We start from the raw sequence: 26,455 nt of genomic DNA, 5'->3' as shown, positions 1-26,455 counted from the left end.
GCTTCTGTGAAAGCTTCAACGGCCGGATGCGAGACGAGCTTCTCAACGAAACCCTGTTCTTCGGCCTTGATCACGCCCGAACCAGGATTGCGGCGTGGGCCCATGACTACAATAGCCACCGCCCGCATTCGTCGCTGGGCTATCTGACACCCGCGGCCTATTCCGCCAACCTCACCGCAACGTGCGACCGGCTGCGCAACCCCGACCAGCTCCGCCGATCGCACGTTGCTCACCCCGCGCCAAACGGCGTAACATCCGCCGAGACTCTAATCGCCAATGGATGAAAGTTCAGCGGCAGGTCACCTCCAGCGAAACTTGATGGATGAGCTTTGGAACCGACGAGATGAAACCGGCCAAGCTCACAATTGGCTTGTCGATATCCGAACTGAGCTTATCGATCCGCTCTTGGTGACTTGCCGCACCTTGTCCGACGAAGCGGAAATTTCATCAAACTTCCTGGCGCGGATTGACGGTAGCGGTGACCATGCCGAGATGACCCTTTCACAATTCTCGGGTGAAGGTATCAGCTCGGACCGCATCAATCTGTCCAGTTTACATAGTGCCAAGGGACGCGAATTTTCGGTGGTGATCCTGTTTGCCACGGACCAGGGCTGAATTCCTTGGAACAACGCCTCCGCGGAACGCTTGCGGGAGTGGCGCTGCTTGTTCTATGTGGGCTTCACACACGCGAAAGCCGAAATTCACATGATGTACTCTGCCTACAGCCATCAGCCTTTGTCACCGAGGTGCAAACACGTTTGGCAGAAACATAAGTTCAGACGCTCTCCGAGATTGCGTTGCACAGACGAAAGAGATTGACGGATTTCCAAAGCGAACGCGCTAGCCTGCATTAGCCGTTTCTTGCAACGCTGTGCAGCGCTTCATGATCTCGTCATCGACGTCTCCCAGTAGAACCCCGTCGTCGCCCATTTTTTTTATAATCCGCTTCCAGTTCTTTGCGGATGCTCTCGTCGGGAACAAGCTGGAGCTTGCCGGAGATGGCCGCGACGTAGTCGATTGGATTGTCGTTGCTGTCTTTCTCACGGAAGAACTTCGACTTCCAGTCAGCGACTTCTTTGGCAAGAGGCTTGTCATCAAATGCAGCCTGGGCAAAGCCCTTGTCGTCGAGCCGCACAAGATCATGCCAGTGGCGGGAAATACGATCACCGTCGATCCCCTGTGCACAAAAGACGTGGATCGCGGTTGCCTTTTCTCAGAAGGTCCTCTTGGGCAGCATGATCCTTGGTTTCGCCGTTGGAAACTCGATCTCGGGCAAGTGGCTGGCGGCATTACAGGTAACCGGACGGATTTCGGCCGGTTCACCGGTTGATCGCGCGCCGAATTCAAGCTTCACCTGGGGCGGGACATACCCACTCCCTTTCGCGAGCGGGTCATAGTCCACATAGATGGTCGCATCAGCGATCAGACCGATGTTGAGCTTGTCCAGATTGTAAAATCGTCGAACTGGATGGCTCTGGCATATGGCGATAACAAACGTGCCTCAGCCTCCCGACCCCCGTAGCGCCTTCGATCACCATCGTACTCTCCTTGTGAGGGCTCAAATCCCGCTTGCAAGTGAACATCGATTGGACCATCGCTGAAGTATGCAGCGCGAACTTCTGCGAAAGCCGAACGCGCTGCACGGCTCACGCAGTCTTTAAAACAAGATAGCGATGGTCTCTCCAGCTAAGAGGTAACCGCCTTGGCATCCCTCAGCTTTTGTCGCGCATCGTTGGGGGCCTCCCGCACTGCGAGAAATACTCTGCCTCCGAAATCGAGTATCGACTTGGCCTGCTCGTGGTAGATCTCTGGATTGCCTTCCGTGACCTGCCGAACCCGTTCGGCACTGACGACAATCTTTACCTTGACGTCTGGAGCTGCGAACTCGGCCAAACGTACTTTCGCGGCCTGAAATTTGTCGACTAAGTCACTGACTTTCTCAGCCGAATAGATGCGATCCGCTACTAAGCGGAGCATGGTCGCCCCTTTCCACTCGCTATCAAATGCTTTCCTAAGCCAAAGCAGTTCGGTCTCACCAACCTCCTGCACGCCACCTCCAGGCAAATTGACGATCACCATTTCGCTTCCTCCAACCACAACATCAAATCAGTCAGTGCTGACTGCAATACGCAACCGGTCATCCCACCTTCGCCGATCCATGGAAGATAAAGACTTCCGCCACCCCATTTGCCTTTGCCCGTCCCTCGAACGAGTTCCACGAGCCAAGAAAGACGCACCTCCATCTATATCTGATTAGTTGCATAATTGCATTAATGCTATTAAGTTTTTGGCGAGGCATTTGTATTTACTGAAAGTGCGGCGACCTCGGTTAGCTTCCCCCACGTCGTCGACGATGCGTTCGTAATTCTTGTACTTCGGATCGGGGCCGTCGGCGATGACAGCTGCCGCGGCTGGGCTTGTCACCGCTCTATTGCGCAGGACCGCGGTGCCAGCAGCCTGTCAGGAATGGAGTTCGCCATGTTCACCTGCAGGCAGCAGATCCAGATTGTAGTCGGCGGGGCCCATGCTCGCCAAGACAAGACCGAGTGCCTGCGACGAGGACATCGTGCCCTTGCACGGTCCTCCCCAGAAGGCAGCTCCTCCGAGGTAATGCGCGCAATGTTCTACAACGTCCCTCGCAATCGAAAGAGTGGCCGAGCTCACTCTGCTGAACTAATCGCGCGGCACGGGTGACAAACCTCAAATACACTTTCAGTATACGGCACTGTCGATCGTTGGTAGGTTGAGGAGAAGCGGCGATGATAAAAGGGGCAGCAATTGCTACCTTACTAGCTTCGGCTCTGATGTCGGGCATGCAACCAGAGCCCGCCCTGGCGGGGGCCAGCGTCCAGGAGTACGGCGCGGCGTTAGTCCAATACTTCAATAGTCTGAACGCAGGCTACGAGCCTTTCATCACGGCCGAGGGACAGCAGGTCGGAGACGTGATCGACGTGAGGGACAGGTCAGTCCTGAAACGGCGATCAGTCTGCTTTCCCAGCCTGGTGCCACCGCAACCCGATAAATTCGATCTTCCCAGATACGTAGGAATCTCTGAGAGCGCCGCCTCCTTCTTCTTCGAGTTGAAGAAGCTCTTTGGCTTGGCGGCGAGCGGTAAGCTGGTCGACAACATCTCGTTGGTTTTCACAGACGCCACCATCGAGGACATCACGCTCGACGATTTGCAATCCAATTTGTCTAAGGAATGCGAATTCCTCAAACCACTGATCGCCGATGCACAACCGATCAAGCTCTACGGCCGGACCGCGACATTAATCCGGACTGTCATAAGGGCAAAAACGACTACGGTCATGTCTTTCGGGACCGACCTGAACGCGAACGCAAAGGTGGAAACGCTGAAAGGTTTGCTGCCGGGCGGTGCCGCCAGCGTCCTTCCGGTGGATGCTTCGATCGAAGCCAAAATAGGCTTGAAAGGGCAGAAAGCCGTTTCACTGCAGACCGAAGGTCCGGCCGCGGTAGCGTTTCGTCCCACTCATATTCCCAAGCGGTTTCTTGGTGCGGAGCCGGCCGAAGGCCTGATTCCATTCGACCCGACCAACAAAGTCCAGATCCAAATCCAGGAAAAGGCAGCAGATGCGTGGGCCAGAAGTCTGCAGTGACGAAAGTGGAACGAAAATCGAGTTGGGCCGGTGCCTGCTGCAGGCGACGCTATTTGTGGCTCTCGCCACCGCCTTTCCGATCCAGGTCCGGGCCCAAGCAGCGCCGTCGACGGCTTGTCCGCGGATAGCACCAATTGGCTCCCCATCACCGTCCGCTATAGGGCTGGCCAGCCGCGTAGCCTCCGTCAAGGAGTCCAGGTCGGCTGACACGGCGCTCATGAACGACATCGTGAAACTTCGGAACGATCTGTCGACGAAATCGAATTCCGGTGACGCGAACACGGCCGCTCAGACGGCCAAAGATCTTACGTCCCTCGACGAATCTCTCTCGCAGCTTCGCGATCCCGCTTGGAAGGCTTTCGTAGCGAGCCAGAGGGTACACATTCGACTTACTTTGTCGAAGCTCTATTTCAATTTCGGCTGTAGGCCGGAGGCAACCGCTCTCCTGGAAGATTCTATTGCTCTCACTTCCGAAAACACTGTCTTACGAGCCGAATTGCTCACCAACCTGGGCGTCTTCTACACCGAATTGGATCGGCTTCCGGATGCAGCCTCAAGATTAGGGCAAGCCCTTCGCAGTGTACCGACCTCCGTGGACTACGAGACCGCTAAAACGAGGTTGGGAATCTTGGGCGCGTCCTCCAGACTTGCTCGCAAGCGCGGCAATCGACAAGACGCGCTCGAATTTCAACGGCTTGCGACTGTTGAAATGGAAGACTCCGCGGTCAAAGCATTTTTCATCGCCAGGAACGCGCTAAGCGAATACGAGCAAATCCTGGCAGTCCTCCTGACCAACCGAGCTATCCTTTTGAACTATGAACAGAGACCCGAAGATGCCGCGCCGCTCTTCGATAAAGCTTACCGCCTTCTGGCGGGTCGGCCCGACGCGGTAACGCTCGGGCTGCCCGATTTGTTGATTGCTTGGTCGGACAATCGTCGCGACATGCACGATCCGGCGGGAGCGAAGCAACATTTGGACGATGCTATATCATTAATCAAATCAAAGGGAGGACGCCCGGAACTGCTGGCGCGCGCCTTTCAGAAACGGGCTGAGATCGCTATCGCTGGCGGAGATTTGAACAACGCCATCGAGTCGATCGACGAAATTGAACGTCTGCCCGGCCTGCAATCGACGCCCCTCGAACGAGCTGGCTTTGCCGAGACGAAAGGGGCCTTGCTCAGCAAGGTCGGCCGACCGAAAGACGCCGTAGGCGCCTATGAGCATGCACTGGCGGAGACCCGCAAAGGAGCTCCCGAAGGAACACTGGATGTGGCACTGGCGCATATCAATCTTTCGTACGCTAAGAGGACAATTGATGACCTCGATGGAGCATTGGAGGAAGCGAGAGCTGCGGATCTGGCATTGACCTCTTGGTTGAACGAGGAAGCCGCGGGCTGTCGCGCCGGCATGGCCGTGAACAAGGAAATCGTTGCAAAAATTCGAGAAAGTCGGGGGCTCTTCGCGATACAGAAGCGCAAACAACTTCGAGAGAACGAGCCTGCAGACCGACAGCAGCTTAACAAGATTGATCGGGATGTTTTCGATCTCGTCCAAGAGCGGGAGCTTGACAGGGTCGGTGTGGCCGCCGAACGCGGCGTTTTGAGGCGAGCGGGTTCTGGAGCCCTCTCGCGCTACGAGCAATCGTTAAACGAGCTTTGCGCAGCACGATCTGCGTTTGACGAGGCGGTCAAGTCCAACCGACCTGACTTGGCCGCTGTGGCCACCCGACTGCAGCGTGCACGTGAGGTCATGGCGGCTGATGAGAAGTCGCTACGTCCGGATGTCCGATTAAAATTTGCAACTGGCACTCTTCGCCTTGACTTGGAGGACCTGCCGAACGTCCTGCGCGATCGGGAGGCTATCATCGCGTTCAGAGTGGGCTCCGAATTTTCGCTCTTTTTCATAGCCGCTCGTCATGGGGTTAACACGGTGACCGTCTCCGCCCTGACGAGTACCGCACGCCAGGACGCTGTGGAGCATGCCGTCACCTCGGTGATCGCTGCCAGGGATCGGGGCGACTTTTCCGGTGCGATCGAGCGGCTGGGCGGCATATTGCGCTTGGGAGAGCTGAAGCCGGTGTTCGAAGGCCTCGACCATGTTTTCGTCGTGGCAGATGGGGGCTTGCAACGACTGCCTGCCCACCTCCTTCCCATAGGCAGCATCACCTTAGGAGATCTGGCCCCGACCTCGGCACTTTCGTCCGTTTCCATGCTTGCTGCTCTTCGCGATCCTTCAGACAAGGGAGCGATGTTGCGTTCTTTCGCCGGGTTCGGCGCTCCGCTGTTGGACAATACGGGATGCCCAAAGAATACGAACGATCCACGTCAACTGGTACAGTGTCTCGGTGTGGCCTTCGGGGCGACGGATCTGCTGCAGGCTGCGGCAGACATGTTTGGTGGTTCTGCTCCTGTAACCGGAATGAGTGCCACCACAGAAGCCCTTCGCAAAGCTGATTTCAGCAAAACGGGTATTCTGGTTCTTGCGACCCATGGCCTTGTCGGTGGAGACAAGATTTCGCAACTTCCGGCCGTTGTGCTTACTCCGGATCCCGCAAATCCAGCAGACGCCGGCGTCTTCACGACTACGGACATTGCAAACATGAACTTGGATAGCGTGTGGCTAGCGGTAATTGCGGGATGCGACACCGCGAAAGCGGCGCCGGACGCTTTGGAGGAGGGCCTCTCCGGCCTCGGGCTTGCCTTCGCGACCGCCGGTGCCAAGGCATTAATTCTTTCGTATTGGAAAGCGGAGCCTAGCGCTACCGAGAGGCTATTGGAACGCACGCTCCACTTGATAAACGATGGTGCGGCTCAGGGTAAGAAGATGTCGCTGTCGGCGGCGCTGGCGGTCGCTATGGAGGAACTGCGCCGGAACAAGTACACCCCGGAGCAATGGGCTCCCTTCGTGGTGATTGGAGACGGATCGATCGTCCTTCAATGAATCATGGCTAAAGGGTCCAATCGCCTGGCGATGAGCTTGGTCGAAATCCACAGAGTGGACCATGAATCCCTAATCCTAGGCAGCAGTGCGCCGGCCCGCGGCGAAGCAACCTGTCGCTGAGCAGATTCAGATGCGACTTAGCCGGTCTGATGATCAGGCGGACAAGAGCGTTAGCCCCGCAACGGTGATGGCTACGTGGAATTCGCGTAGGAGGGCACCGGGTGTTGCGCCTGAAACTCTCCCCGCGCTTCCATGGCGGGGTGGCCGCGTCAACCCTGGTCAGAATGCGACTTCTTTGAAGGAGCGTAGTAGCCCAGCAGCGTATCTCGGGCCGCATTTATCTTGGCGGCCATTTTTTCGTCTCCTGTCTTCATATCGGGATGATAGATCTGTATCATGTAAGCGTGCCGTGTTCTCATTTCGGTTTCTGTCGCCCACACCGGAAGTTGCAACGTGCCAAAGGCGGCTACAACATCCTCATCGATATTTAGTTTTCTGGCGGCCGTGCGACTGAAGCCATCTACGGCATGGGTCGCCATCAACCTAAGACGTTCCTCGTCTTCCGGATCGACTGGAAATTCTACCTCACTCCAAAGCTTCTGCCACGTGCGCTTGAGCCAAGCCGGCGTTGCTGCCTTGTCCTGCATGCCTTTGATGCCGCGCACGACATTCTTCGCCTCTTTTCTCACCTTGGCTCGCCTCTTCGCCAGAAAGCGGTCAAGCCGATCGCCTTCAAGCCCGGGCCTCGGCTGAGTGCGAACTGCCGCCCGAAGCGCTTCCAACCGCGTGATGACCTTCTGGTGCTCGGAAATTACCAAGCCCAATTCCGTCATCGCCTTGTCGAACGAGCGGATTACTTCCTCGAGTTCCTCTTCCGCCCTTGCTGCATTGTCGGAGTCCCAAATAGCGTCTTGAATATAGTCTTTGTAAACTCGTACCCATCCGTTCAAAAGCTCTTTGATTTTGAAGTAAGTGATCTTTCGATCCAGCGCTACGAGATCGATTGTGTGAGGAGACCGGATTGCAGGGCAGGTTACTGCCCGACTGCAGAACCAGCGTAGACAGGTCACGGGTTACGACCTCAGTCATGGCGCGCTTCCGAGGAACCTGGCTGTAAGACCTGAATAGGTAATTCGCTTACTCCGGCCAAACTTCGCAGTTTATCCGTATCGGCGAGGCTCGCCGGAATCGAGGCAACGACCGCACCTTCGCGGAATCGGTCCAGCACCCATCTCCCCGCGGCCTCCGCCTTCGCCGAGTCCGGATCTGTCATGGCAAGGTTCGACGGGCTACCGCTCAGCCCCCACCATCGGCTCGCAATACCAATGAGCAACTCTGTCTTTGCGGCGGGAGACGTCTCGAATTGTTGAATTGCCTCAATCACCACTCGTTCTAGGGCCAGGAGACGACTTTGCTTGAGCAAGATCAGCCCGACCCAGATCAGAGATGCTGTGGCAATCGCAGCAACACCGGTTTTGACTACAACGTCCCACGGGATTCCCTGTGAGAGCGCAATGGACCCAGGCCCGAGGACCACGTCTTCAATAACACGCCAGAGAATGACGAGAGCAGCGACAAAGCTGAGGAACGCCATCACCAGGTGCATTCCCTCGACTGCCGAGAACGTCGAGGATTTGCCCTTCCGCGGCTCTCGCGTTTGCGCCGAGGACATCTCTGCGGCGGGAAACGACTGCGCTTCGTTCGCCATGGATAGACTACCGGTTCACCAACGCACCTCGTGGAGGACAGTTACTCACGCTCATAGACCCCAGGCATCAAGCTCTTGCCTCGAAGGCACCCCGCTTTAGGGGGCTGTCCCGGCCGGAAGTGCGACTGCGTTTTTCTCCCAAGATCCATAAAGTGGATTCGGCAGCAGGAAATACGCCTTGCCCATCATCGGCACGAGCGACGTAGTGCGCGCTTCACTTTGGGTTACGCAAGGAAAGTCGAGCACGTTGTCCCCGACCGAGAAAGCAATTGAATGGGGGTGATCCCAAGATGTTTTTGCTGTGCTGTCCGCGGCCCAGCAGCTTTCAGCAATCCCATTCGTCAGCAGCTCGCGGCGGCGATCCTTGTCATTCTTGTAACCGGCGCCTCCACATGCGGACGTAGACACAGCCGTTCTGTCAGCGGATGTCCGAGGGAGAATGCACAGCTTGCGCCGGTCGGCGGTGAGAGCGCCGGTTCCGCCAATCTGGCGCTCAAGATTGCTGAGGTTTGTTCGAACGCTTTGCTCGACCTCGGCTTCACGATCGAGCTCTCGATTGGTGATGACGACGATCTTGCCGTTGTTCGCGAGAACGTGGCGAATGAATTCCAATGCTCCGGGTACCGCACCCGCAGCGCTCCGTCGAATCCATTCACGCCAGCGCTCATCGACATATCCAAGTCCCAGATATTCGTTCTCTAGCTGGCCAAATGAATTGTCGAAGATGGTTTCGTCGGCATCCATGACGATTGCCCGGTTGCCGGCGGGCGACCTCGTCTGGATTTCATCAAACCGCTCGGTGGCCCGCGCGTACACAAAGCGCGTCAGCAATGCCAATTCTGCGGACCGCCGGTACCATTTTAAACCTGTGGTCATCTCGCCCTTTACAGGATGGACCTGTGGCGCATCGGGAATCGCCAGCTCAACAAGGACCGGGCAGTGATCGGAAGGGGCCTCGTTTGCCCCTTCCCGGTAGCGAAACTCGCGGAAGCTATCAGCGACAAACAAGGGGGCGCTGCGTCCGTTGAGCACGATGAAATCGATGAACAGATCGTCCCGGCCCCGACACCGCGCCGGAGTGCCTCGAGCTGCCGTGCGCACCAAGTCCCGCGCTCCTCCGCCGGGTTCGTCTAGCACCGACCAAAGCCCTGGCTCGTTCTGCAAACGGCGATTGAAATCGCCCAAGATTGCGAAAGGAATGCCCTCGTCCGCGCGTTTGTTGATCCATTGCAACTTGAGGACCCGCGCCTGCTCAAAGAGAACCCTGCAGTCTTCCCTTGCCGAGGCTTCCGGCTCCGAATGACAGCCGGACTTGAGATGGACGGAAAGCAGCCGAAGCGGCACACCCGTATCGAGTGAGATATCCACGCCATAGCGGTGTCGGCCAGTGGCGCCGATATCAAGCTCGGTAACATCCGGATTGCGGAGATAGGCCACCGATTTGCGGATCGCAAAGCCGGTCAGCTGTTTGGTAATGAACTGACCGGCAAGACCGGCACATTCGCGCTTTTCGCCTTCCGGCGGCACGGAGGATATTTCGATGAACCAGGCCTTTGGATCGAATACCCGCGCCAACGCTGCACCGCTCTCGACTTCCTGTACGGCGACGATATCTGCCTTGAGCTGCTCCGCGTAGCTCCTGAGCGAGCCATAGTCCGCCTCAGTGCGAGGACGACACCCCGCTCCGTCCTTCTCCGCTAGATGCTCGAGGTTCCAGGTTGCCATCGTAAGTGCGCTGGCTTTGCCGACCACCGTGGCGGAGAGCATCACACAAATAAGCAGCGTCAATTCGACGCGAGCACGCATGACTACCCTCCAGCGAGCTTGGCGAGATCGATCATCATTGACGCGACAATTCCTGTCGACGCTCCGCACTCAGAGGCTGTGTGCGGGCTCGTTCGATAAAGGCCGAGGCGGCGGTGTTGCCGTGCTTCTCGAATCGGATCTGAAGTGGCTTTTCGTTTCGCAGTATGCCGAGCACGCCATCCAGCATTCCGATAGGAAAATCCATTACGATATACTTCTTGTCGGCACTCAAATACGGCTCGCGAGGTGGCCTGCCGGTGACATACAGGTATCCTGCAATATCGTTGCCCTGCAGAAGCTCGATCCAGCCAAAGACTTCGTTGTTTGAGCCGTTCGTCAACGTCAGTTCATGACGATCAAACCTGTTTGTCTTCACGTCGTCTGCAAGCACAGACGAAACGAGAGCGGCCAAGCACAAGAGTAATGCAATCGCCAGTCTTCGCGGCATTGTCTTCCCCGCCTTTTCCGATAGACCGTCATTCTAGATTAAGTTGCATGTCAGTATCGCTACAAGAACGGTATGGGTTGTTACGGCTCCGGTATGTCGACGACAACGGGCTTGCCTTCCTTCGCGCCGTCGAACAGCACGAGCAATCTTATTCCCGACGCCCCCTGGTCGAGAGGTAGGATGGCCTCGGGCTTGTACTCAACATCGCTGATGACGGACGAAATCTCCTTGAGCTGGCGCACAATGGAACTTCCGCCATTCCACCAATACACCGCATATGAGCCGGGTCCATCGGCGGAGGGTCCGGAGAGGATAAGTATCCCGTTTTGATAGACCGCAAGATCGCGCACGCCTTGTCCATCGCCCAGCCGTAGCTGATAGAGCTTGGCATCAAGATCGCCGTTGCTGAACAGCGCGGCCAGCGAGACAGAGAGTATCGCGGCGCATCCATCATCCAACGTCGGCCCGCGGAATCCGGCTAGCAGCCGGCCTTCGCGTATTGCTATGCCTTATGGTGACGCCGTTATTCTCGAGCCGCCTATCGAGATACCGGCGGAGTATCGGCTCCGCCGAGATGGCCTCGCGCAATCTCGCAGTCGGCGTAGCCGCGTCGACTGCACCGTCGCGGCCAACACGAAAGCGGATGATCCGGCTGCTCGCAGCGATCTTTGCATTGATTTCGGCATCGTCGCGGCCGGCTTTTAGCTTCCTCTTCCGATCGCGAGGATGCCCGTGTGAGCCGGTCACATAATAGAGGCCGTCTGCAAAGGCGACCCCTTCGCCGTCGAACTCAATCGGTTTGTCTGCAAACCTATCGGTGATCAGTGGGATCGATTCACCGGCCCTCAGCTCGCCATCCTCAATCGTGACGAACTGGGCTTCCTGCCGCTCATCGTCGATGACAACGCAAGTGCGAGGAAAGACTTGACCGATCCGGCAGGCGATGCCGCTAACATTCTCGGATTTGTCGCCGTCCTTGCCGACCAATTTGCCTTTGACTGGCCATAAGTCATCATCTTGGGCCCGAGCGGCTGGGACAATGGCGGGCGAGATAAGCACGGCGAGCAAAGAAACAGTGAAAAAAACTATAGCAAGGTAACCACGCATGGAGGCTTCTCCTCGGTGGCGATGTCGATGCTTCCGGACTGTCCTCGAACTCACCAATCACGCATTGAGCCTTTAGCCGGTTCCTGCGCGCGAGGTGACGCGACAATCCAGAGGCGAAGGGAAGAGAGCACTGGTTCTCAGCCCCAAAATATTATCGATCCAAATACGTCTTGATCTTGGTAGTACCTGATCTATGGTACAACCTCTTTCAAGCACGTTCAAGGCTTATATCGGATTCCATTTCAGCGGGGGTGTCATGAAGTTATATCTCTTCGACATGGGATCGAAGATCTACGGCGATTGCATCCTTGCAGTTCATAACAATCGCACAATCCTGATTGATGGAGCCCACCCCGGTGACTGGCAGAGTACGGGCGATACGCCGTCAATCCCCGAGCAACTCGCAAAGGTTTTGCGCAGACCACCGTTCGAAATCGATCTGCTCGTCGTAACCCATTGCCATTCCGATCACATCGGATGCCTCCCGAAGATGGTCGCGGATGGCACGGTCACGTTCAAGCGGGCACTAGTGGCAGATGAAAACCTAGGATTTCCAACCGATGGTGAGGACGCTGCGGTCGACGCCGTCGCGGCCAAGGTAATCGCGGGCATCGTCGAGGAGCCTCAGCCCGATTTGCAGGGTCCTGCGCTTGATCAATTTCTTACGGATGCGGCCAGGCTGGCCGACAATTACGCGGCGATGCTATCCAAGCTCGAAGAGGACGGAACGAAGATCCTTCGGTATACGGGTCCGAGTGTCAAAATCAGGCAGCTCGAGAGGGAGTTTTCGGACTTCGGTCTGAAGGTTCTGGGTCCGACCAAAGAACATCTGGAAACCTGTCGGGACGAGTTGGCGAGGCTAAAAAGGAGCGCGCGACGTGCGACTGATAGTCTCAGGCAAAGGGACGCCGCGCTCGACGCTAGCGGCATCTACCAGATGCTTCTCACCAGCGCAGCAAGGGGGGCCGACGCAGCGACGGACGAACTCGCGGAATTTCTCGACAGGGTAGGACCGGGAGCGGCGTTGAACGATCAGAGCATCGTGTTGTCCCTTGGCTCGGAGCAACAACGATGCCTCCTTACGGGCGACATGCAACTGGCCGTCCCGGAGGTCTCCGGTTTGGACGAATCGATGTCTCAGCTTCTCGAAACTATCAAGCAAGGGGGCCCCTACCGCTTCGTGAAGTTGCCGCACCACGCATCGTACAATGGGTTCGACGAGACCGTCCTCGACGCCGTAAAGGGGGCCCCTGCTTTCGGAATCTCAACGGGGAGAGGTGATCCGAAACATCCCGATTCCGGAGTTCTGAGGCTGTTGAAGAGAGTCTCTGATGATCACTCCTGGGCCAGAACAGACCTGAACGGCCGGCTTGCGATCTCATTCAGAGGCTCTGCCGTTGAGATCGGAGTGGATGATGGCGAGTTGAACGACGCTTCGCCCAATGCGAGGGATGTCCTTCCCGAACAGCCTTCCGAGACTGAAACCGAACCGCCTATGCCTCGCGTGCTTTCCGAAGGCGGCGCTCCCCCGCGAACCGGAGCGGAAGTCATCCGACGGACCGTTTCGGATCTGGTCGAGGTGACAGCCAAAATTCCGCACACGAAAACGAAAGTCACTATCACGATCGAGGTAGAGCCGGGAGAGAGCGAGATCGCGGAAATCCGTCCGCAGCCCGGCGACAAAAGGTCGGTTGCTCCGCCACGAGACCTTCCGCCCCTGTTGGTCGTGACAAACTCGAAACGGTTGGCGGATAACATCGGTCGAGCTGAGGCCGCCGGTGTTCTGGCGAGGTTCGACGGGCGTCAGCCGGTAGTGGATTTGGCGCGAGAGAACTCGCCATTCGATGCAATTCGTCGCGAGGCACGCAATTTGTCGGTGAAGGGCGTGGTCATCGTCGGGGGCTATGATGTCGTCCCCTCCGAAAGGTACGACACGCTTCCACCAAGCCTACGAGCGAGTATCGGACCGAGTATGCGCAACGATCCGGACAATTTCATCGTGTGGAGCGATCAGATCTATGGCGACCTTGACGGGGACGGCCTAGCCGACGTTCCGGTCTCACGCATTCCCGACGGGCGCACGGCCCGCCTCGTGCAAACCGCGCTCGCCGACAGTCCAGCGGCGACTGCCACCCGCTTCGGGCTTCGGAATTACGCCCGACCGTTCGCGGACCACGTCTATACAGGGGTAGGCGGAAGGGAAACCATGTTGACTTCCCAGGCGGTAAGCTCGGACGCGGTGACCTCAAACAGTCTTTCCGCCAAGCTCATCTACCTGATGCTGCATGGTTCCGACACGGACAGTTCGCGTTTTTGGGGCGAGACTGCGGGAAGCATGCTCGAGGCGCTGACCGTTAAGAACATTCCAGACCGCTGCGGAGCGGTCGTGTTCTCGGGGTGCTGTTGGGGGGCCCTAACGGTGCGCACCCGAGCCGATGTTTACCGGGCTGGCGATCCGATCCAGGTGGTCACCCCAGCACAGTCCATCGCCCTTTCATTCCTGATGGCCGGGGTATCCGCCTTCGTCGGCTGCACAGGCGCTCACTACTCGCCGATCGACGGCAATTTGGATTATTTTGGCGCGCCGCTGCACTCCTTATTTTGGCAGCACATGGCCTCCGGAAAGAAACCCGCAGAAGCGTTGTTCCAAGCCAAGATCGACTACATCCGCGGAATGCCCCATGGCAGGACCAAAATCGAGGAAATTGCGATTGAAAACAAGATTTTGAGACAATTCACCTGTCTTGGATTAGGCTGGTGAGGGACTATATTGGGATTAAATGATCCATCGGATCGGAGGTCGATATGGCCGGAAAATCGGACTATTTCAGTGGCGCCCTAGAGGGGTGGGAACCAATTGATTCACCCACTCGAGGCCAGGACGCGGCGGCCCGCCCAGCGGAAAAACCAGATCGGGTGGCTCAGGAATTCGTTAAGGTCGCAAGGAAATATGCATCCGACGCCGTGGTCAAAGATGAACGGACGTCCGAACATTCGACCCTCGTGCGCGCCAAGAAGAAGGGCTCGGTCGATAATGACGTAAGCGCCAAGACCTTCGTCGTCTCTGGAAACAAGATAGTGGGGTCTCAGGGTTGAAGTCAGGGGTGGCGATACCTGCGCCTCCCAACGATTGCCATTCCTCCGTAAAGGAAAGCCCCAAAAAGGGATGCTCGGTCGGCTGATCAAAAAGGGATGCTCGGTCGGCTGATCACGCTCACCAACTCTTCGACGCTAGCGAGCCCGCCGAATGGGGCGCCCGCATTGCCTGAACGTCCCGCATTTGGCGAACTTCGTGTCGTGCGTAATTACGGCGGTGCATTAATCGCCCACGGCCCAGCTCAAAGCACCGTTCTCCCTTCGCCAGTTCAGAATGAGTGCGCTCGACGCCTGGCCGCCGCAAGGCTGCTTGATCAACGTGTCACAGCAACCCGCTTGGGCAGATTGCCACCTCAGCCCGACATTATTCCCGCCAGTGTGAACGCTTATTTTCACACGGAAAGCGTGTGCGATGATCCCTCGTGCCAGATCGCCGGAATGAATGCCTGTGGCGTCAGGGCCAGACCTTGTTGAGGATATGCGCAAGCCGCGCGCCTGCCTTCGCCAGCTGCTGGCGTTTGAGGTCATCGTGCTTCTGGACATAGGTGGGGTCGGCAAAGGTGACGTCCCAGCCGTCGGCCGTCTTGGCGAAGGTCGCGGTGGCAAAGGCCTGCGGCGCGAGACGAAGCGTGTCAGAGGCCCAGGTCGTGGCCCACTCTTCCAGGGCGACGTTGTCGATCGCGACCGCAGTTGCGAGCGGAAGCAGGTCGAGCGCCTGTTCAACCTTGAAACCGGTCGGCGGGGCATCCCACTCGGTGTGAAGGTTTTTGCCGGCATCCTTGATGACGTTGCCCCCGACGGTTTCGGTGGCCGGATCGATCGTGTGCGTGACGTCGGGATCGACCAGCTTGCCATCCTTGTCGAGATAGACCGCTCCGACGTGCAACGGCTGGTGCAGGTCGCCCACGAGGTGCGCGAGCAGAAACAGCGCTTCACGCTTGTCGGCAATCTTGAACGGTGGCGGCGATGGGCCTTCGAGCAGGACCGCGATCGCGGCGTTGATCGCCGCAACGATGTCGTGGTCGTTGGTACCTTGGAAATTGCGATCGAAATGGCCGCGCTGGATCGCCACATCGTCGAAATGGTAGGTGCTGTGGCAGCCCATTTCTTCCTGATAGGCGTTGCCGTCGTCGTCCTTGCGCTTGGTCAAATAGCTGCACTGGAAGAAGTTGCGCTTGACGTATTGCTGCATGACGGGATGGGCCGAGGCGAAGGGTTTGCACGGGGCTTCGAAAGCCTCCTCGACCACATAGTGAAACGTGCCGTCGGCAAAGCGATGAACGCTCTTGACGCAGTCCAGCCAGGGGCCGGCGGTGCGCAGGTTCACCGCGAGGATCGTGGCAACCTGGCTCTTGGCATTGACGGTGAGCATCTCGTCGGCGATGGCGCCGACGATCTGGTGCCCGTTGGCGTTCCAGGCCTGGGCCCGGTGAGACAATGTCAGGAGCGTGGCGCAGATCAGCGCGGCAATTCTCGGTCGCATGGCGATACCTTTGGTTGGCAATCACGCTTGTCCGAAATGTATTCGATCAAGAAGACACGCCGCGGTTGCAGCTGTCAATATCGCCTCGCATCGATGCCGGGTAAAATTGCCAGCTTCGATGGCGCCGCAATGACGCCGCTGTGCTGGCAGCGACGGCGCTACAGCGAACGTGTCGTTTTAGGCGTCGTTGAAGAGCTCGGTCTCGCTCTTTGGCGCGCGGAGCACCGGCATGCGCTTGAGCTCGGCGCCAAGCTTGCGACGGGCCGCGTAGAGATCGACTTGACGCTGCAGGTCGAGCCAGAACTCCGGCGTGGTGCTGGTGACATGGGACAGGCGCAACGCCATCTCGGGCGTGACGGCGCGCTTGCCGTTGATGATCTGGCTGACGGAGAAGCGCGACACGTCCATCGCCTTGGCCAGCGTGTCCTGGGTGACGTCGGCGACGAGGATGCGTTTTCTGAGCACGTCCCCCGGGGTCACCGGGGGCGCGGGAACATACTTCGTCGCCGTCATGACAGGCCTATCGCCGTTCGAGCCGGATCTGGTAGGCGCCAAAGTCCTTCGACCATCGGAAGGTGACGAACCACTTGCCCTCGACCTTGAGGCCGTAGAGCCCGTCGGTCTTGGCAAAGCGGGTGATGGTCCCGATGACGCCGATGTCCTGAAGGGAGTGGCAGGCGACGAGAAGCTGCATGATCTCGTGCGCCGCCACCGTGATGTGCTGGCGGATGCCGCCGCCGAAGCGGGTCGTGGCGATGAGTTCGGTGGTCTTGGTGGCAAATCGTTGCATGGTTCACCTGCAAGGCTGCAATCGGGGACGTTGCCTTGCACGCGGCAAGGCTGATGGCAGCCGTTGCCGGGGGTGAACTTCCGGTGTGGATCTCGAGGCGGAGGACGCGGTCGCGCAGCGACCTGGCGGCAGCCGGCGCGCGGCGCAACTGAACGACTTTGAACGCGGCGAGGCGCGCGATCTCCTTGAGCAGGAGGGCACGAAGGGCGGTGGTGAGCGCCAGGTCGTCCTGCTCGCTCTCGCCGAGGCCGGCGAGCATGTGGCGCAGGATGTGGGCGATCTGGCGCGACGACAGCTCGAGTGCGGGACCGGTCGGTCCCGGCGCTGGACCCAGCAGCGGACCTGCGGTCCGACCGAATGCGCCGCGGCCGGTGAAGCCGTGGGCGGTGTTGTCGATGTCGCGGTAGAGGCGCCAGAACCGTTTTTGTGAGAACAGCGCCCCGGCGAAGATATGGGCCTGCTCGTGGGCACTGGCGAAGACCGCATCGATGCCGCGATCGAGCGCGGCGAGCTCGCGGCGCAGGGCGTCGGCTGCCCGCGCCTGTTTGGTGCCCAAGATGGCAAGCCCGACCGAGTGGAACAGGTCCGGCTGCGCGACGAGCACGCCCGGATCCAGCACCGCGCACATGCAGGCGTGGTTGGGATCCCAATCGATCTCGATGTTGGCGTTTGCAAGCATGTGACTTGATGTAATGCACAGCATTACATTTGTCAATTTCGGTTGTTTCCGGCGCTTCCGGGCAGCAGCGGCCCCGACGCCGCTCGGCCGGGCGCGCCGGGGCGGCCACTGCCCGGCCGGCCGTCCCGCCGGCACAGGTTGTGCCGGCGGGGAGCGGAACGACGCCGTTCCCAGTTCCGGAGAAGTTCGGGACTTTATATTCCGCTGGGCGCCGTTGTGCGCCGTTTGTTCCCGCTCCAGTCCTTCGCTGTTACAGTGAGCGGGATGACTTGAACGTAGCCTAAACCCCGTCTTGGAACGCTTATTTTTAAGATAGCGGCAAGGACTCGTGTCATGAGGAGAACAGAGGTCTTTATACCACCTAACTTTTAAGGCCTTCCGAAAAACCCCTGTGGCACAGTGATTTTTTTGAATCGAAGGTCCAAGCTTCGGGAGAAGTTCGGGAGTTCGTCTTTTGGGAATGGGGAACGGATGCGTTCCCCCTCCCTTTCGAATTATGCTGTTAGGATACCCTCACCGGCGTTGGTGCTAGAATTCCAGCCGAAAGGGAAACTCGTTGTGGTGTCGGACAGCGTTAGTCGCGAAGATGTTTATGCCGCTGCCGACGCGATCCTGATGGAGCTCAGCTCCTCTTCGCCGTCAGCTTCGCCGCCGTGCTGGAGAGAACCGGCGGACGGGCGCGCGGGTTTCGGCTATGTTCAGTGACCGATCGTGACGCGCTGGCAGCGCGGGTACCGAATGCCATGCTGCGGGCCACTGCGAATTTGGCTCGAGATCTATGGCTCATTGCTCAGCTAAGCGCAGGCGTCACCGTCCCGCGCGCCGCTCAACCGTCGGAGCAGTGAAAGATTGTAGCGAACCAGGATCGAAAGCCGGAGCAGCGACAGATCGTGACCCGTCACGATCCAAAGCCCGCCGAGATTCTCTACAAGTCATTTGGTAAACGAGCAGAGAATGGAGCGCGTGCGTGCCTAACTCGAAAAGCAGCGCGAGCCCTCAGCCGTGGTCCCCGTCGTGCGACAGGACTGGGAAAACGCAAAGAATCCTCCGCTCGCCAGAAAGGTAGCCACTGCGCTACGCAAAAGCGGCCATCCGCAACATGCGGTGACGCTGCGAGGACAAGGATCATTCCGGACATGGCCGACGACAAGCTGAGCGTCGCGCTGGTTGGATCACGTCTCATTAGGCTCCGAGGAGGCGCATGGTGGTTTTTCGGCGAGACCGTCCCTCCAAAACTTGGATATCGCCCCCGAGCCAGCGATTCTGCAGCACTTCGCCAGTATAGTGAGCTGATCTTTGAAAGAGCCATCGAGATTTTGCGGCGCTCAAAGGTTCCCATCAAGCGGGATGAGCTGGCCCAAGCGCTCGAACCGGAAATTCGCGACCTTACTTCGGGCTGGCTTCCGCAAAGACTGAAGTTCGCCAAGAAAGCCGGGGTGCTCGACATTCGCGATGGAGGCTAACTGATCCACCAGCCGGTGTATCTCGAGTGGAGAAAAGTAGATCAAGCGCGTCTTTACGAAGACGTATGCAGCAGTACGGTCAGGAGGATCAAATTGGCTAAGCCAGCCCGCCAGGCTTTCTGCAAATCGGACACCGGCGAGTAGTCTCGATACCCGTCAAACTTGAGAAGCGACATCAATCGGATCCACCGGTATTCCCGCATGGCAGTCTCTTCATCCCATTCCATGATCTGGCGTAGGAGCTTGAGAGCAAAAGGTTCGTTCATCGTTGGTCGGTTGGGATGGAGCGACGTTGCGTTCGAGGTCGGCCCTGCGCCCTGGCCCAAGGCCACGCAAGCCAATCTAAGCAGCGGTAACTTAGTCGGCCGCCGAGAGCAACTGTCGATTGCCGATCGCCACAGGTTCTCGCGTCGTAACGCCCTGTCGCTAGGGGCCGCCGCTCAGTTCTTCGCCGTACCCGCTTGCTTTCAAATTTGGGCTATCCGGACTACGGCGTTTTTCGGGCGGCGGCGCGGTTTGGACGGATGCAGACCAAAACGTCGATTGATCGCGAGCTCGACATTGCAATCCGAATAGCCGAAAGATCATTAGATGCGCAAATCTGTTTTGAGCTCGCGAGCATTGTCATGCCCAAAAGGACATACCAACCCAACTATTCGCCCCCGATCGACCCGCGCGATCAAGAGATCAAGGCATTACAATGCGAGCTGTCCGACCTTCGCCATGACCTGATCCGACTGCAACCTCAAGACATCGCGGGCCTGCTGACCAGCTACTATGGCTGCACGACGCGGGCCGAGTGGGAGAGAAATGGAAGCGCGAGACCGCCGAAGCCGTGATCCAGCGCGCCAAGGTCGATCCGCCGCTAGCCTCATATTCCGGCATTGAAGAGCGCGCGGTATGCCCGTTATGCGGTGATGGCACGAACGCATTCGGCTCGCGCGGCGGATTCGCCTATCCACGCCGGCTGGAACGTCACCTGACGGGTTACGGCACTATGCACCAATGCACGGGTGCTCGGCATGGCATTCAAGCTCTCGGCCGACTACTTGAACGAGACATTGCTCGCCACCGACCGCACCGAGAAGGAGCGGGACGAGGAGCGGCGGCAGTCGGAGCCGATGGTGAGACATGCGGCGCAGGCGCCTCCGGCCTTTCTGTACCAGACCGAGTGGCGCGGCCCGGCGCGAGGCGAGGCAACGATGGGTGAGGCTGAGCAGCGGCTGCGCGATCTCGGCTTCGAGATCATGGTCGAGGGCAATGTTCGGACCTACAGATTCGTCCAGGATGACCGGCTCGTGCTTGCCGATCCGCGCGTCACCAACAAGATCGAATTCGAGGTGACGAGCCTCAGCAAACCGAAGAAAAAGCCACGGCATTGGCGCGCCAATGCCTTCTACATGCTCGACAGCTACGCGCTCGATATCCCGGGCAAATTCCGAAACAGGCTCCAGGAGGCCATCGAAAGCTTCGGTGACGCGGCGAAGTCATGACCTATCCCGTCAAGGCCTCGCAGGTCGAGCAAGGATTCTATTATACGAAGACTGGTACGCCGGGCTGGCTGCGCCTGATCGTGCGCCGGCACGGCGACGAAGTCGCCTATGCCGACTTCACCGGCCTGAGCCAATGCTGGGCCTCGACCGTCGCCCGATGGGCAGGTGCGAAATACACTCAGATCGAGGCAGCAAGGTTGCTTCTCCAAGAGGTCGCCGACATCGCGAGGCACCAGGCAGCACGATGAAACTCGGCCGCAATACTCGGATCGGAGGGCAGCCGGCCAAGCTCGTCCGCAACCTACTGGCCGATGCCACGAACTCCGATGGCTTCTACGCCGATCTGGTCGACGAGCACCTCTTCAGGACATGGTGGCGCGCAACCATCGATGAGTTGATCGAAACCGGCAAGCTCGACGGATCCAATCGCGGCCACGCCCTGCGCCTTTGGACGACTGCACGCAAGCGCGACAAGATCTTCGGGGTGCGCCTGCCCAAAGTACCAGATTTTACTGGTCAGACGCACGGCCTGATCGAAGCGTTGCTCGCGCACGAGCTGATCTGCGAAGAAGGCCGGGAAAGCAACGGCCGTATGGTCTATCGGGTCACCGATGAGGGCCACGCGACCGGGATGAAGTCCCTGGTTCCCCGCATGAACCGCGCCGCCGCTGAGGCTCTGCTCGAAGAAGTCCTGGCGCGCGTTGAAGGGATAAACCGCGACGGGGAGCTCCTCCACTATGTTACAGAGGTGCGCGTGTTTGGCTCCTATCTCACCGACAGCGATGATCTCGGCGACCTCGACGTCGCCATCAAGATGGAGCGCAAGCTGATCGCGGGCGAGTGGGTGAAAGCCGCCCAGGCTCTCGCCGACAAGAGCGGCAGGACATTGAGTTTCTTTCACAGGCTGACTTTTCCGGAGACGGAAGTCAGGCGCAGGATTAAGCGCCGTTTGTCGCGGATCTCGCTGCACGACACGAGCGAACTTGACGAGAACCCGCAGATGGGCGGCAAGACCGTCTACACGTTCACACCACCTGCGAATCAGCCTTAAGATCGCTGAACCTGTGCCAATCGCTTCGCGGGCCTCAAGCGTACGAAGACCTTCACGCGCGAACAAGCTCTGGTCTCCTGCGCTTGATAGCCTTCTTCGGCGCAGGAGAGACGTCTTCCATGGATTTGATTATTTCCGGCGCACGCCTCGGAGCCGAGAGCAGTCACATTGTGGTCTTTTCCGCGACGCGAGGTTGATGCTCTCCGGAAGCCTGGAGCAGGCCGCCGCCAAACAGACGCTCCGGTCCAACAAATGCGCCAGAGCCGGCCGTCGCCCCAGCGACCATGGCCCCGAGGCGTGACCGTCGAGGGCCAGGACCGTCCCGGCGGCTCTCGCCGATCCCCCTTTGAGGCTCTTCCGTGATAGGAGGCAGCAGGACGAGACCGAAACAGACGTATCTTTTTTTGCCGTTGATCCGGCATTGAGACGGGGCCACAACGGCCGCAGTCAGCGATCGATTTCCACCTCTGTCCAGTTCGATGACGCCGTTCCGCCCGAATGACCGAACGGACCTGAAGCCTTGGGAATGGCCGGCCAGAATGTCGACCTATTATACAGACCGTGAATACGGCGCGCGCGCTCCCGCCATTGACACGATCAACGAGCGGCTCTGGGCGGGCCTGTTCAGCCTGATCCAGACCCGGATCGGAGATGGCTCGTTTGGATTCCGCTTCCCGGAGCAGTGTCCCGACGGGAACGGCCCTTGCGGTTGCGACGAGCAGTCGTTCCGTCGCGTCCTGTTGGCCGAGGTGCCATGGATCGAGTGGCCGTTCTCGGCGACCGAAGTGCCGGACACGCCCGTCATTCTCGATCTGCTCGAATTCTGCGCCAGGTCCGTCGGCGAACCGGTTCAAGGCGCCTATCACTCGTTTTTCCGGCACTACCATCTGAGCTGGGACCGCGAACCGGGTTTGGTGCGCTTCGTGGATGACGTGAACATGTTGTTCCGCCGCAACGCGCTCGCATTCGAGCTCACGCGCGCGGGCGAGCTGCGCCGCCTCCTCCCCGCCCCGCTCGCCGAGGCAATCGGCTGGGCGCTGTTTCAGACCGGCGATGGCGAGACCGATCGCCTGCTCGAAGGCGCCCGCCGGCGCATTTTGTCGCCCAAGCTGGAGGATCGCCAGGACGCGCTGGAAAAGCTCTGGGACGCATTCGAGCGGCTGAAGACGCTTGAGCCGGGCGCCAACAAGCGGGTTCAGGCCGACGCACTGCTGGACCGCGTCGCCCTGCCCGGATCGGGATTCCGGCAGGCGTTGGCTCGCGAGGCGGCCGAACTGACGATGGTCGGCAACAGCTTTCGCATCCGCCATTCGGAAACGACCCAGGAAGCTCTCACATCGTCCGACCAGATCGACTATCTCTTCGCGCGAATGTTTGCTTTCGTGCGAATCCTTCTGAAGGCAACCGGCCGTGGCGGATAGGAAGCCGCCCGCCGTTGCGACATCGACCGTGACCCCTGGTATGGCGACTCCGATCAGGAAATCGTCGGTCTATGGACGAGCTTTCTGGGATTAGAATTCGTGCTCATGATAGCCGCTCCAGACGTTTCCAAGAGCCCGATTCTAGGTGAATGGCTATACAGACCAGGACGCATCGGAGTAACCACAGGAGGCATTCGTAACCTGATCGAATTGAGTTGGGCCGACCATCGCAAGAATCTGTCCATCAACGCCTGCTTTGATCGATCACTTGTGAAATAGGCCATGAAAACAGGCACAGCGCAGCATCAACTATCGATTGAACAGCGGCTCGATCGCCTTGGCCAGCATGTCGTGAGAGCGCGGCTGTTTCTGGATCTCTGGTCCTACTTCGAACTGGATGACACCAGAAAGCACATCATTGACACCATGCGGGACTACAATGAGTTTTTCCGGTTCACTCCGCACGCATATCTTCTCACCTACTGCATCTACATCGCAGGAGCCTTCGAAAAGAGGCGCGACACGACAAACTTTGGAGCTTTGATCCGAGCCATGACCAGCGCGGGTCATCTGCAGGGCTTGCAAGAAGAGGAGGTCGCGGCGCTCATGCTGACCGCCAAATCTGCAGCCGGGAAAGTGGCCATTCTACGCAACAACGCGTTCGCCCATCGAACCAGCGCTGTTTCTTACAATGATGTTTTCGATCTAGCAAAGGTGTCTGCCGCCGAGTTGCGCGAGCTGACGGATATCGCCCTAAACCTGTTCAATGCAATGGCTGCGATCCGAGGAGTCACCAAACAGCATTTCACCGAGTTACCTACTAGGGACGCGAAGAGCATGATGGCGACGCTGGCCAACAACAGCTAGGAAGTGAGGAACCGCATCACAACACCACCGGCTGTTCAGGATTCTGCCGCCCCGACTCTATGCCGCGCGATCTCAGCACCGGAGGCATCAACCACGATTACGACCGTGCCCGCATCACGGTCATAATCGCGATCGCTGGCGATATCCCGAGCGACACGAGCGCCGTATTGGATAGCTACTTCAGCAGAGCGAAATAGATCCCTACATCGTCCGCCTGTGTCTCGCCGTTGTGGAAAATCGGGAAGCAGTAACGTCGCATAGCCGCGGCTCTCGTCCTTTAACCCGCGATCATGCCCACATGTCGGGACGGCCCGCACCTGTCAAAAACGACAGGGGTTCGTCGAACAGCGCCATTGACCAGGGATGCCCGACCGGCCGGCAGAGCCGAGGGGAAGCAATACACAACTAAAGCCCTAGAAGCTTTGCTGCACTGCGCTCCCTTGAAGCGAGCGAAATCACCCGTGAGGCAGTGCACTAGGCGATAACTTACAGTCGAAGAACAACAGGACGACGATCCTCGCTTGCATTGCCGCGCCGCTCATGTTTCGTGGCGTGGCAATGAAAAAACACAAAAACGCTGATCTACTGAACCAAGCGCATCGACTTCTGGATTACCGTGATCGCGGCGAGCGTAGCGTGGGGCTACTTCTACGAAGGGTTCATGGGCAACTGAGTGACCCGAGGCGACGTACCCTTGAAGGGACTGCGCTTGCGTTGTCCCTGATGGAATGGACGAGATAGCGGAGAATTGCCTAAACTGACGCGATGCACCGCGAAATCAAAGAGATGCTGATCGGTTCAGGCATCATAATCCTACTCGGCATCGGCATCATCGCATGGCCGCCCCTCGGTCTATTCGTTGACCGCTACTTTTTCTCGTATCTGAGGCTGGCGCTGCAGTGGATACCCTTCATCTCTTGAAGGAAATCGGCACCCGCCCTGAGACAGTTTCAGACTCTCCTCCCCGCGTCCAAGGTAGTCGATGCCCGAAATCCATTGAGTAAGAAAACCTCGCCGAAAGGCTCAAGGTCGTGCGAAAAGCCGTTGCCGGGACGCAGACGGCGTTTTGTAAGCGGATCGGGATTGAAGTGCAGCGCTGGAACAATTTCGAACGGGCATGCCTTTGTCAAAGAGCGTCGGCATTTTGCTGGTGCAAAAGATTCCTGGCCTTATGGGTTGCCGCTCCAACTTCGCCATGAGTTGGACTCCACAAGGCCGCAGCTACAACCCTGAACATGCCCGTCACTCCTGCAGGGTTCACGGCGCGCTTAAATATCGTCGCGCGTGGTGTTGTTAGACCGCGCCCTCAAAATTGAAGGAGCGCCGCTTGCCTAAGAAGAAACAAGTAGTTCGTCGCGAGTGGACCAGGTCCGACGTCAAGGAACTCAAGGCGCACTCAAAGGCACGAACGCCTGTCGTGAAAATAGCCAAGCCAAGATGACCAAGCGAACCGAGGGCTCGCTACGTCAGAAGGCGCTGTACTTGGGAATTGGTCTGGGCCATCAGCGGTGATTGAAAGCTCGCCGGCTCACACCTAACCGACCTGCCGAATTTCGATACTGGTTTGACATCAATCTGACACGCTCGGGTGCAGATTATTCGTCTTGCGATGCGCCGGTGAATCTCGCGGCCTCGTGCTAGAGGTTGAGGGCTCGCTATCGTCAGCCCCGGCGGGCCCTCCCTCAGTCAGCAAGACTGACGTTTAAGTTTTCCATAAGTGTGACATCGACGACATTGCGCCCCCGCACTGTCGCTGTAGGCTTGTCTTGCCGGGGCTGGAATAATATTTCACGTCTTCATTTTACCCGGCTGGCCGCAGTGGTTCGCCGCTGCGGCCTTTTCGTGTGGCGCCTATCTTCACGGCGCGTTGGAGGGCTCACCCCATCCGTAGATTTTCAGCCGAGTCTTTTCCGCGGTTGTTCACGACATCGAAGCTAACCTTAGCTCCCTCTGCCAAGGAGGTGTAACCAGCCTTCTCAACCGCTGAGATATGGACGAAGACGTCCTTGCCGCCGTTGTCAGATTGAATGAACCCGTAACCCTTCGTCGGGTTGAACCACTTCACCGTCCCCATAGCCACTTAACTTCTCCATTTTTCAAAACGAAAACTAGTATCGGAATTCGACAAAAGCAAGGCTCGTGCGGACGCGCTTTCGCGCAATGGGTTGGATAGCCGATGGTCCCCCCCTTCACAACACCCGCCATCTTCGCGCCCTTGACTGCAGCCGCAACCCGCGGTGACGCCCTCCTGCTGGGGGACACAGTGGTAACACTGCCATCCGGCGTGCGCCTGTACGACTGCCCAACCTGTAAGCGTTGTTTCGAGATGCCCGTTTGTCCTAAGGCAGCAAGACTGGCGAGCTATGCGGGATTTTGGGTGACGGGGTGATCAGGCGGCGTGGTTTGCCGGCGCTTGGATGACCTCGATGCCGTCGTTGAATCTGACACCTGCGATGATCTTCGGCAACTGGTTTGTGCCTTTGAG

The 26,455-nt window shown here is 58.4% G+C and carries 27 protein-coding genes and 1 pseudogene; 17 read left to right on the top strand and 11 right to left on the bottom strand.

Translation table 11 applies throughout. The features are described 5' to 3' along the window. The 3 genes from QCM77_RS42050 to QCM77_RS42040 all read left to right on the top strand — a co-directional run. Positions 1-284: integrase core domain-containing protein (locus QCM77_RS42050; RefSeq protein ID WP_280096701.1), on the top strand; the 284-nt coding region annotated here is incomplete at its 5' end. A gap of 34 nt (positions 285-318) precedes the next feature. Beyond that, a complete protein-coding gene (locus tag QCM77_RS42045) occupies positions 319-615 on the top strand; it encodes a hypothetical protein (RefSeq protein ID WP_280096700.1) in 297 nt (98 codons plus the stop codon). Positions 616-883: 268 nt separating this feature from the next. After that, the gene (locus QCM77_RS42040) at positions 884-1,330 is read left to right on the top strand and encodes a hypothetical protein (protein ID WP_280096699.1); all 447 of its coding nucleotides are present in this window, start codon (positions 884-886) and stop codon (positions 1,328-1,330) included. Positions 1,331-1,686: 356 nt separating this feature from the next. Here QCM77_RS42040 and QCM77_RS42035 read toward each other — a convergent pair whose 3' ends face one another. Next, positions 1,687-2,079 carry a hypothetical protein gene (locus QCM77_RS42035; protein WP_280096698.1) on the bottom strand — a complete coding sequence of 131 codons (393 nt, stop codon included), beginning with the start codon at positions 2,077-2,079 and terminating at the stop codon, positions 1,687-1,689. Between the two features lie 680 nt (positions 2,080-2,759). Here QCM77_RS42035 and QCM77_RS42030 point away from each other — a divergent pair. Both QCM77_RS42030 and QCM77_RS42025 read left to right on the top strand, forming a co-directional pair. Continuing rightward, positions 2,760-3,617 (top strand): hypothetical protein, encoded by an 858-nt coding sequence (locus QCM77_RS42030; protein WP_280096697.1) that lies wholly within the window; start codon positions 2,760-2,762, stop codon positions 3,615-3,617. 217 nt (positions 3,618-3,834) lie between these two features. Then, entirely contained in the window at positions 3,835-6,558 is a 2,724-nt protein-coding gene (locus QCM77_RS42025) for a CHAT domain-containing protein (protein ID WP_280096696.1), read from the top strand. 269 nt (positions 6,559-6,827) lie between these two features. Here QCM77_RS42025 and QCM77_RS42020 read toward each other — a convergent pair whose 3' ends face one another. From QCM77_RS42020 to QCM77_RS41995, 6 genes are all read right to left on the bottom strand, one after another. Then, positions 6,828-7,628: a hypothetical protein gene (locus QCM77_RS42020; protein WP_280096695.1), complete on the bottom strand. Its 801-nt coding sequence runs from the start codon at positions 7,626-7,628 to the stop codon at positions 6,828-6,830. A gap of 11 nt (positions 7,629-7,639) precedes the next feature. Next, complete coding sequence (locus QCM77_RS42015; RefSeq protein ID WP_280096694.1) at positions 7,640-8,266, bottom strand: hypothetical protein; 627 nt, start codon at positions 8,264-8,266, stop codon at positions 7,640-7,642. 96 nt (positions 8,267-8,362) lie between these two features. Then, positions 8,363-10,072 (bottom strand): HAD family acid phosphatase, encoded by a 1,710-nt coding sequence (locus tag QCM77_RS42010; protein WP_280096693.1) that lies wholly within the window; start codon positions 10,070-10,072, stop codon positions 8,363-8,365. 34 nt (positions 10,073-10,106) lie between these two features. Continuing rightward, positions 10,107-10,448 carry a hypothetical protein gene (locus tag QCM77_RS42005; protein ID WP_280096692.1) on the bottom strand — a complete coding sequence of 114 codons (342 nt, stop codon included), beginning with the start codon at positions 10,446-10,448 and terminating at the stop codon, positions 10,107-10,109. Positions 10,449-10,600: 152 nt separating this feature from the next. Continuing rightward, complete coding sequence (locus QCM77_RS42000) at positions 10,601-10,978, bottom strand: DUF3616 domain-containing protein (protein WP_280096691.1); 378 nt, start codon at positions 10,976-10,978, stop codon at positions 10,601-10,603. Then, a complete protein-coding gene (locus QCM77_RS41995) occupies positions 10,971-11,627 on the bottom strand; it encodes a hypothetical protein (RefSeq protein ID WP_280096690.1) in 657 nt (218 codons plus the stop codon). The genes QCM77_RS42000 and QCM77_RS41995 overlap by 8 nt, the downstream gene beginning before the upstream one ends. A gap of 256 nt (positions 11,628-11,883) precedes the next feature. Between QCM77_RS41995 and QCM77_RS41990 the strand changes: the two genes are divergently transcribed. Together QCM77_RS41990 and QCM77_RS41985 are read left to right on the top strand one after the other, a co-directional pair. Further along, positions 11,884-14,388, top strand: a complete 2,505-nt coding sequence (locus tag QCM77_RS41990; RefSeq protein WP_280096689.1) for an MBL fold metallo-hydrolase — start codon at positions 11,884-11,886, stop codon at positions 14,386-14,388. Positions 14,389-14,432: 44 nt separating this feature from the next. Continuing rightward, positions 14,433-14,723, top strand: a complete 291-nt coding sequence (locus QCM77_RS41985; protein WP_280096688.1) for a hypothetical protein — start codon at positions 14,433-14,435, stop codon at positions 14,721-14,723. Positions 14,724-15,177: 454 nt separating this feature from the next. On the opposite strand, the gene QCM77_RS41980 is transcribed toward QCM77_RS41985, so the two are convergent. The 3 genes from QCM77_RS41980 to QCM77_RS41970 all read right to left on the bottom strand — a co-directional run bounded on the left by QCM77_RS41980 (position 15,178) and on the right by QCM77_RS41970 (position 16,996). Beyond that, a complete protein-coding gene (locus tag QCM77_RS41980) occupies positions 15,178-16,206 on the bottom strand; it encodes a S1/P1 nuclease (protein ID WP_280096687.1) in 1,029 nt (342 codons plus the stop codon). Between the two features lie 177 nt (positions 16,207-16,383). Then, positions 16,384-16,719, bottom strand: a complete 336-nt coding sequence (locus QCM77_RS41975) for a HigA family addiction module antitoxin (RefSeq protein ID WP_280096686.1) — start codon at positions 16,717-16,719, stop codon at positions 16,384-16,386. Between the two features lie 7 nt (positions 16,720-16,726). After that, a complete protein-coding gene (locus tag QCM77_RS41970) occupies positions 16,727-16,996 on the bottom strand; it encodes a hypothetical protein (RefSeq protein ID WP_280096685.1) in 270 nt (89 codons plus the stop codon). Positions 16,997-17,081: 85 nt separating this feature from the next. Between QCM77_RS41970 and QCM77_RS41965 the strand changes: the two genes are divergently transcribed. From QCM77_RS41965 to QCM77_RS41920, 10 genes and pseudogenes are all read left to right on the top strand, one after another. After that, the gene (locus QCM77_RS41965) at positions 17,082-17,426 is read left to right on the top strand and encodes a hypothetical protein (RefSeq protein ID WP_280096684.1); all 345 of its coding nucleotides are present in this window, start codon (positions 17,082-17,084) and stop codon (positions 17,424-17,426) included. A 21-nt stretch (positions 17,427-17,447) separates the two neighbouring features. Then, positions 17,448-17,684, top strand: a complete 237-nt coding sequence (locus QCM77_RS41960) for a hypothetical protein (RefSeq protein WP_280096683.1) — start codon at positions 17,448-17,450, stop codon at positions 17,682-17,684. Between the two features lie 1,127 nt (positions 17,685-18,811). Beyond that, positions 18,812-19,138 carry a hypothetical protein gene (locus QCM77_RS41955; RefSeq protein ID WP_280096682.1) on the top strand — a complete coding sequence of 109 codons (327 nt, stop codon included), beginning with the start codon at positions 18,812-18,814 and terminating at the stop codon, positions 19,136-19,138. Positions 19,139-19,611: 473 nt separating this feature from the next. Beyond that, positions 19,612-19,977, top strand: coding sequence for a hypothetical protein (locus QCM77_RS41950; protein ID WP_280096681.1), 366 nt, complete (start codon positions 19,612-19,614; stop codon positions 19,975-19,977). 183 nt (positions 19,978-20,160) lie between these two features. Further along, the gene (locus QCM77_RS41945; protein WP_280096680.1) at positions 20,161-20,631 is read left to right on the top strand and encodes a hypothetical protein; all 471 of its coding nucleotides are present in this window, start codon (positions 20,161-20,163) and stop codon (positions 20,629-20,631) included. Further along, positions 20,628-20,879 carry a hypothetical protein gene (locus tag QCM77_RS41940; protein ID WP_280096679.1) on the top strand — a complete coding sequence of 84 codons (252 nt, stop codon included), beginning with the start codon at positions 20,628-20,630 and terminating at the stop codon, positions 20,877-20,879. The genes QCM77_RS41945 and QCM77_RS41940 overlap by 4 nt, the downstream gene beginning before the upstream one ends. Beyond that, positions 20,876-21,682 (top strand): hypothetical protein, encoded by an 807-nt coding sequence (locus tag QCM77_RS41935; protein ID WP_280096678.1) that lies wholly within the window; start codon positions 20,876-20,878, stop codon positions 21,680-21,682. Before QCM77_RS41940 ends, QCM77_RS41935 begins: the two co-directional genes overlap by 4 nt. Before the next feature lie 539 nt (positions 21,683-22,221). Next, the gene (locus QCM77_RS41930) at positions 22,222-23,103 is read left to right on the top strand and encodes a hypothetical protein (RefSeq protein WP_280096677.1); all 882 of its coding nucleotides are present in this window, start codon (positions 22,222-22,224) and stop codon (positions 23,101-23,103) included. 282 nt (positions 23,104-23,385) lie between these two features. Next, complete coding sequence (locus QCM77_RS41925; RefSeq protein WP_280096676.1) at positions 23,386-23,970, top strand: AbiU2 domain-containing protein; 585 nt, start codon at positions 23,386-23,388, stop codon at positions 23,968-23,970. Between the two features lie 1,327 nt (positions 23,971-25,297). Then, positions 25,298-25,482: pseudogene (locus QCM77_RS41920) on the top strand (hypothetical protein). A 364-nt stretch (positions 25,483-25,846) separates the two neighbouring features. Here the strand turns inward: QCM77_RS41920 and QCM77_RS41915 are convergent. Continuing rightward, positions 25,847-26,050, bottom strand: coding sequence for a cold-shock protein (locus tag QCM77_RS41915; protein WP_280096675.1), 204 nt, complete (start codon positions 26,048-26,050; stop codon positions 25,847-25,849). Positions 26,051-26,455: the final 405 nt, after the last annotated feature.

The sequence above is a fragment of the Bradyrhizobium nivariense genome (assembly GCF_029846695.2).
Classification (GTDB): Bacteria; Pseudomonadota; Alphaproteobacteria; order Rhizobiales; family Xanthobacteraceae; genus Bradyrhizobium.
The sequence above is the reverse complement of the archived record's forward strand: the minus strand, read 5'-3'. Positions and strand labels throughout refer to the sequence as shown.

What these genes read in the sequence shown, in the direction of transcription:
- QCM77_RS42045 (WP_280096700.1), top strand. Translation starts at nt 319, where the DNA reads ATGGATGAGCTTTGGAACCGACGAGATGAAACCGGCCAAGCTCACAAT.
- QCM77_RS42040 (WP_280096699.1), top strand. Translation starts at nt 884, where the DNA reads ATGATCTCGTCATCGACGTCTCCCAGTAGAACCCCGTCGTCGCCCATT.
- QCM77_RS42035 (WP_280096698.1), bottom strand. Translation starts at nt 2,079, where the DNA reads ATGGTGATCGTCAATTTGCCTGGAGGTGGCGTGCAGGAGGTTGGTGAG.
- QCM77_RS42030 (WP_280096697.1), top strand. Translation starts at nt 2,760, where the DNA reads ATGATAAAAGGGGCAGCAATTGCTACCTTACTAGCTTCGGCTCTGATG.
- QCM77_RS42025 (WP_280096696.1), top strand. Translation starts at nt 3,835, where the DNA reads ATGAACGACATCGTGAAACTTCGGAACGATCTGTCGACGAAATCGAAT.
- QCM77_RS42015 (WP_280096694.1), bottom strand. Translation starts at nt 8,266, where the DNA reads ATGGCGAACGAAGCGCAGTCGTTTCCCGCCGCAGAGATGTCCTCGGCG.
- QCM77_RS42010 (WP_280096693.1), bottom strand. Translation starts at nt 10,072, where the DNA reads ATGCGTGCTCGCGTCGAATTGACGCTGCTTATTTGTGTGATGCTCTCC.
- QCM77_RS41995 (WP_280096690.1), bottom strand. Translation starts at nt 11,627, where the DNA reads ATGCGTGGTTACCTTGCTATAGTTTTTTTCACTGTTTCTTTGCTCGCC.
- QCM77_RS41990 (WP_280096689.1), top strand. Translation starts at nt 11,884, where the DNA reads ATGAAGTTATATCTCTTCGACATGGGATCGAAGATCTACGGCGATTGC.
- QCM77_RS41985 (WP_280096688.1), top strand. Translation starts at nt 14,433, where the DNA reads ATGGCCGGAAAATCGGACTATTTCAGTGGCGCCCTAGAGGGGTGGGAA.
- QCM77_RS41980 (WP_280096687.1), bottom strand. Translation starts at nt 16,206, where the DNA reads ATGCGACCGAGAATTGCCGCGCTGATCTGCGCCACGCTCCTGACATTG.
- QCM77_RS41975 (WP_280096686.1), bottom strand. Translation starts at nt 16,719, where the DNA reads ATGACGGCGACGAAGTATGTTCCCGCGCCCCCGGTGACCCCGGGGGAC.
- QCM77_RS41970 (WP_280096685.1), bottom strand. Translation starts at nt 16,996, where the DNA reads ATGCAACGATTTGCCACCAAGACCACCGAACTCATCGCCACGACCCGC.
- QCM77_RS41960 (WP_280096683.1), top strand. Translation starts at nt 17,448, where the DNA reads ATGGGCCTGCTCGTGGGCACTGGCGAAGACCGCATCGATGCCGCGATC.
- QCM77_RS41955 (WP_280096682.1), top strand. Translation starts at nt 18,812, where the DNA reads ATGGCCGACGACAAGCTGAGCGTCGCGCTGGTTGGATCACGTCTCATT.
- QCM77_RS41945 (WP_280096680.1), top strand. Translation starts at nt 20,161, where the DNA reads ATGGCATTCAAGCTCTCGGCCGACTACTTGAACGAGACATTGCTCGCC.
- QCM77_RS41940 (WP_280096679.1), top strand. Translation starts at nt 20,628, where the DNA reads ATGACCTATCCCGTCAAGGCCTCGCAGGTCGAGCAAGGATTCTATTAT.
- QCM77_RS41935 (WP_280096678.1), top strand. Translation starts at nt 20,876, where the DNA reads ATGAAACTCGGCCGCAATACTCGGATCGGAGGGCAGCCGGCCAAGCTC.
- QCM77_RS41930 (WP_280096677.1), top strand. Translation starts at nt 22,222, where the DNA reads ATGTCGACCTATTATACAGACCGTGAATACGGCGCGCGCGCTCCCGCC.
- QCM77_RS41925 (WP_280096676.1), top strand. Translation starts at nt 23,386, where the DNA reads ATGAAAACAGGCACAGCGCAGCATCAACTATCGATTGAACAGCGGCTC.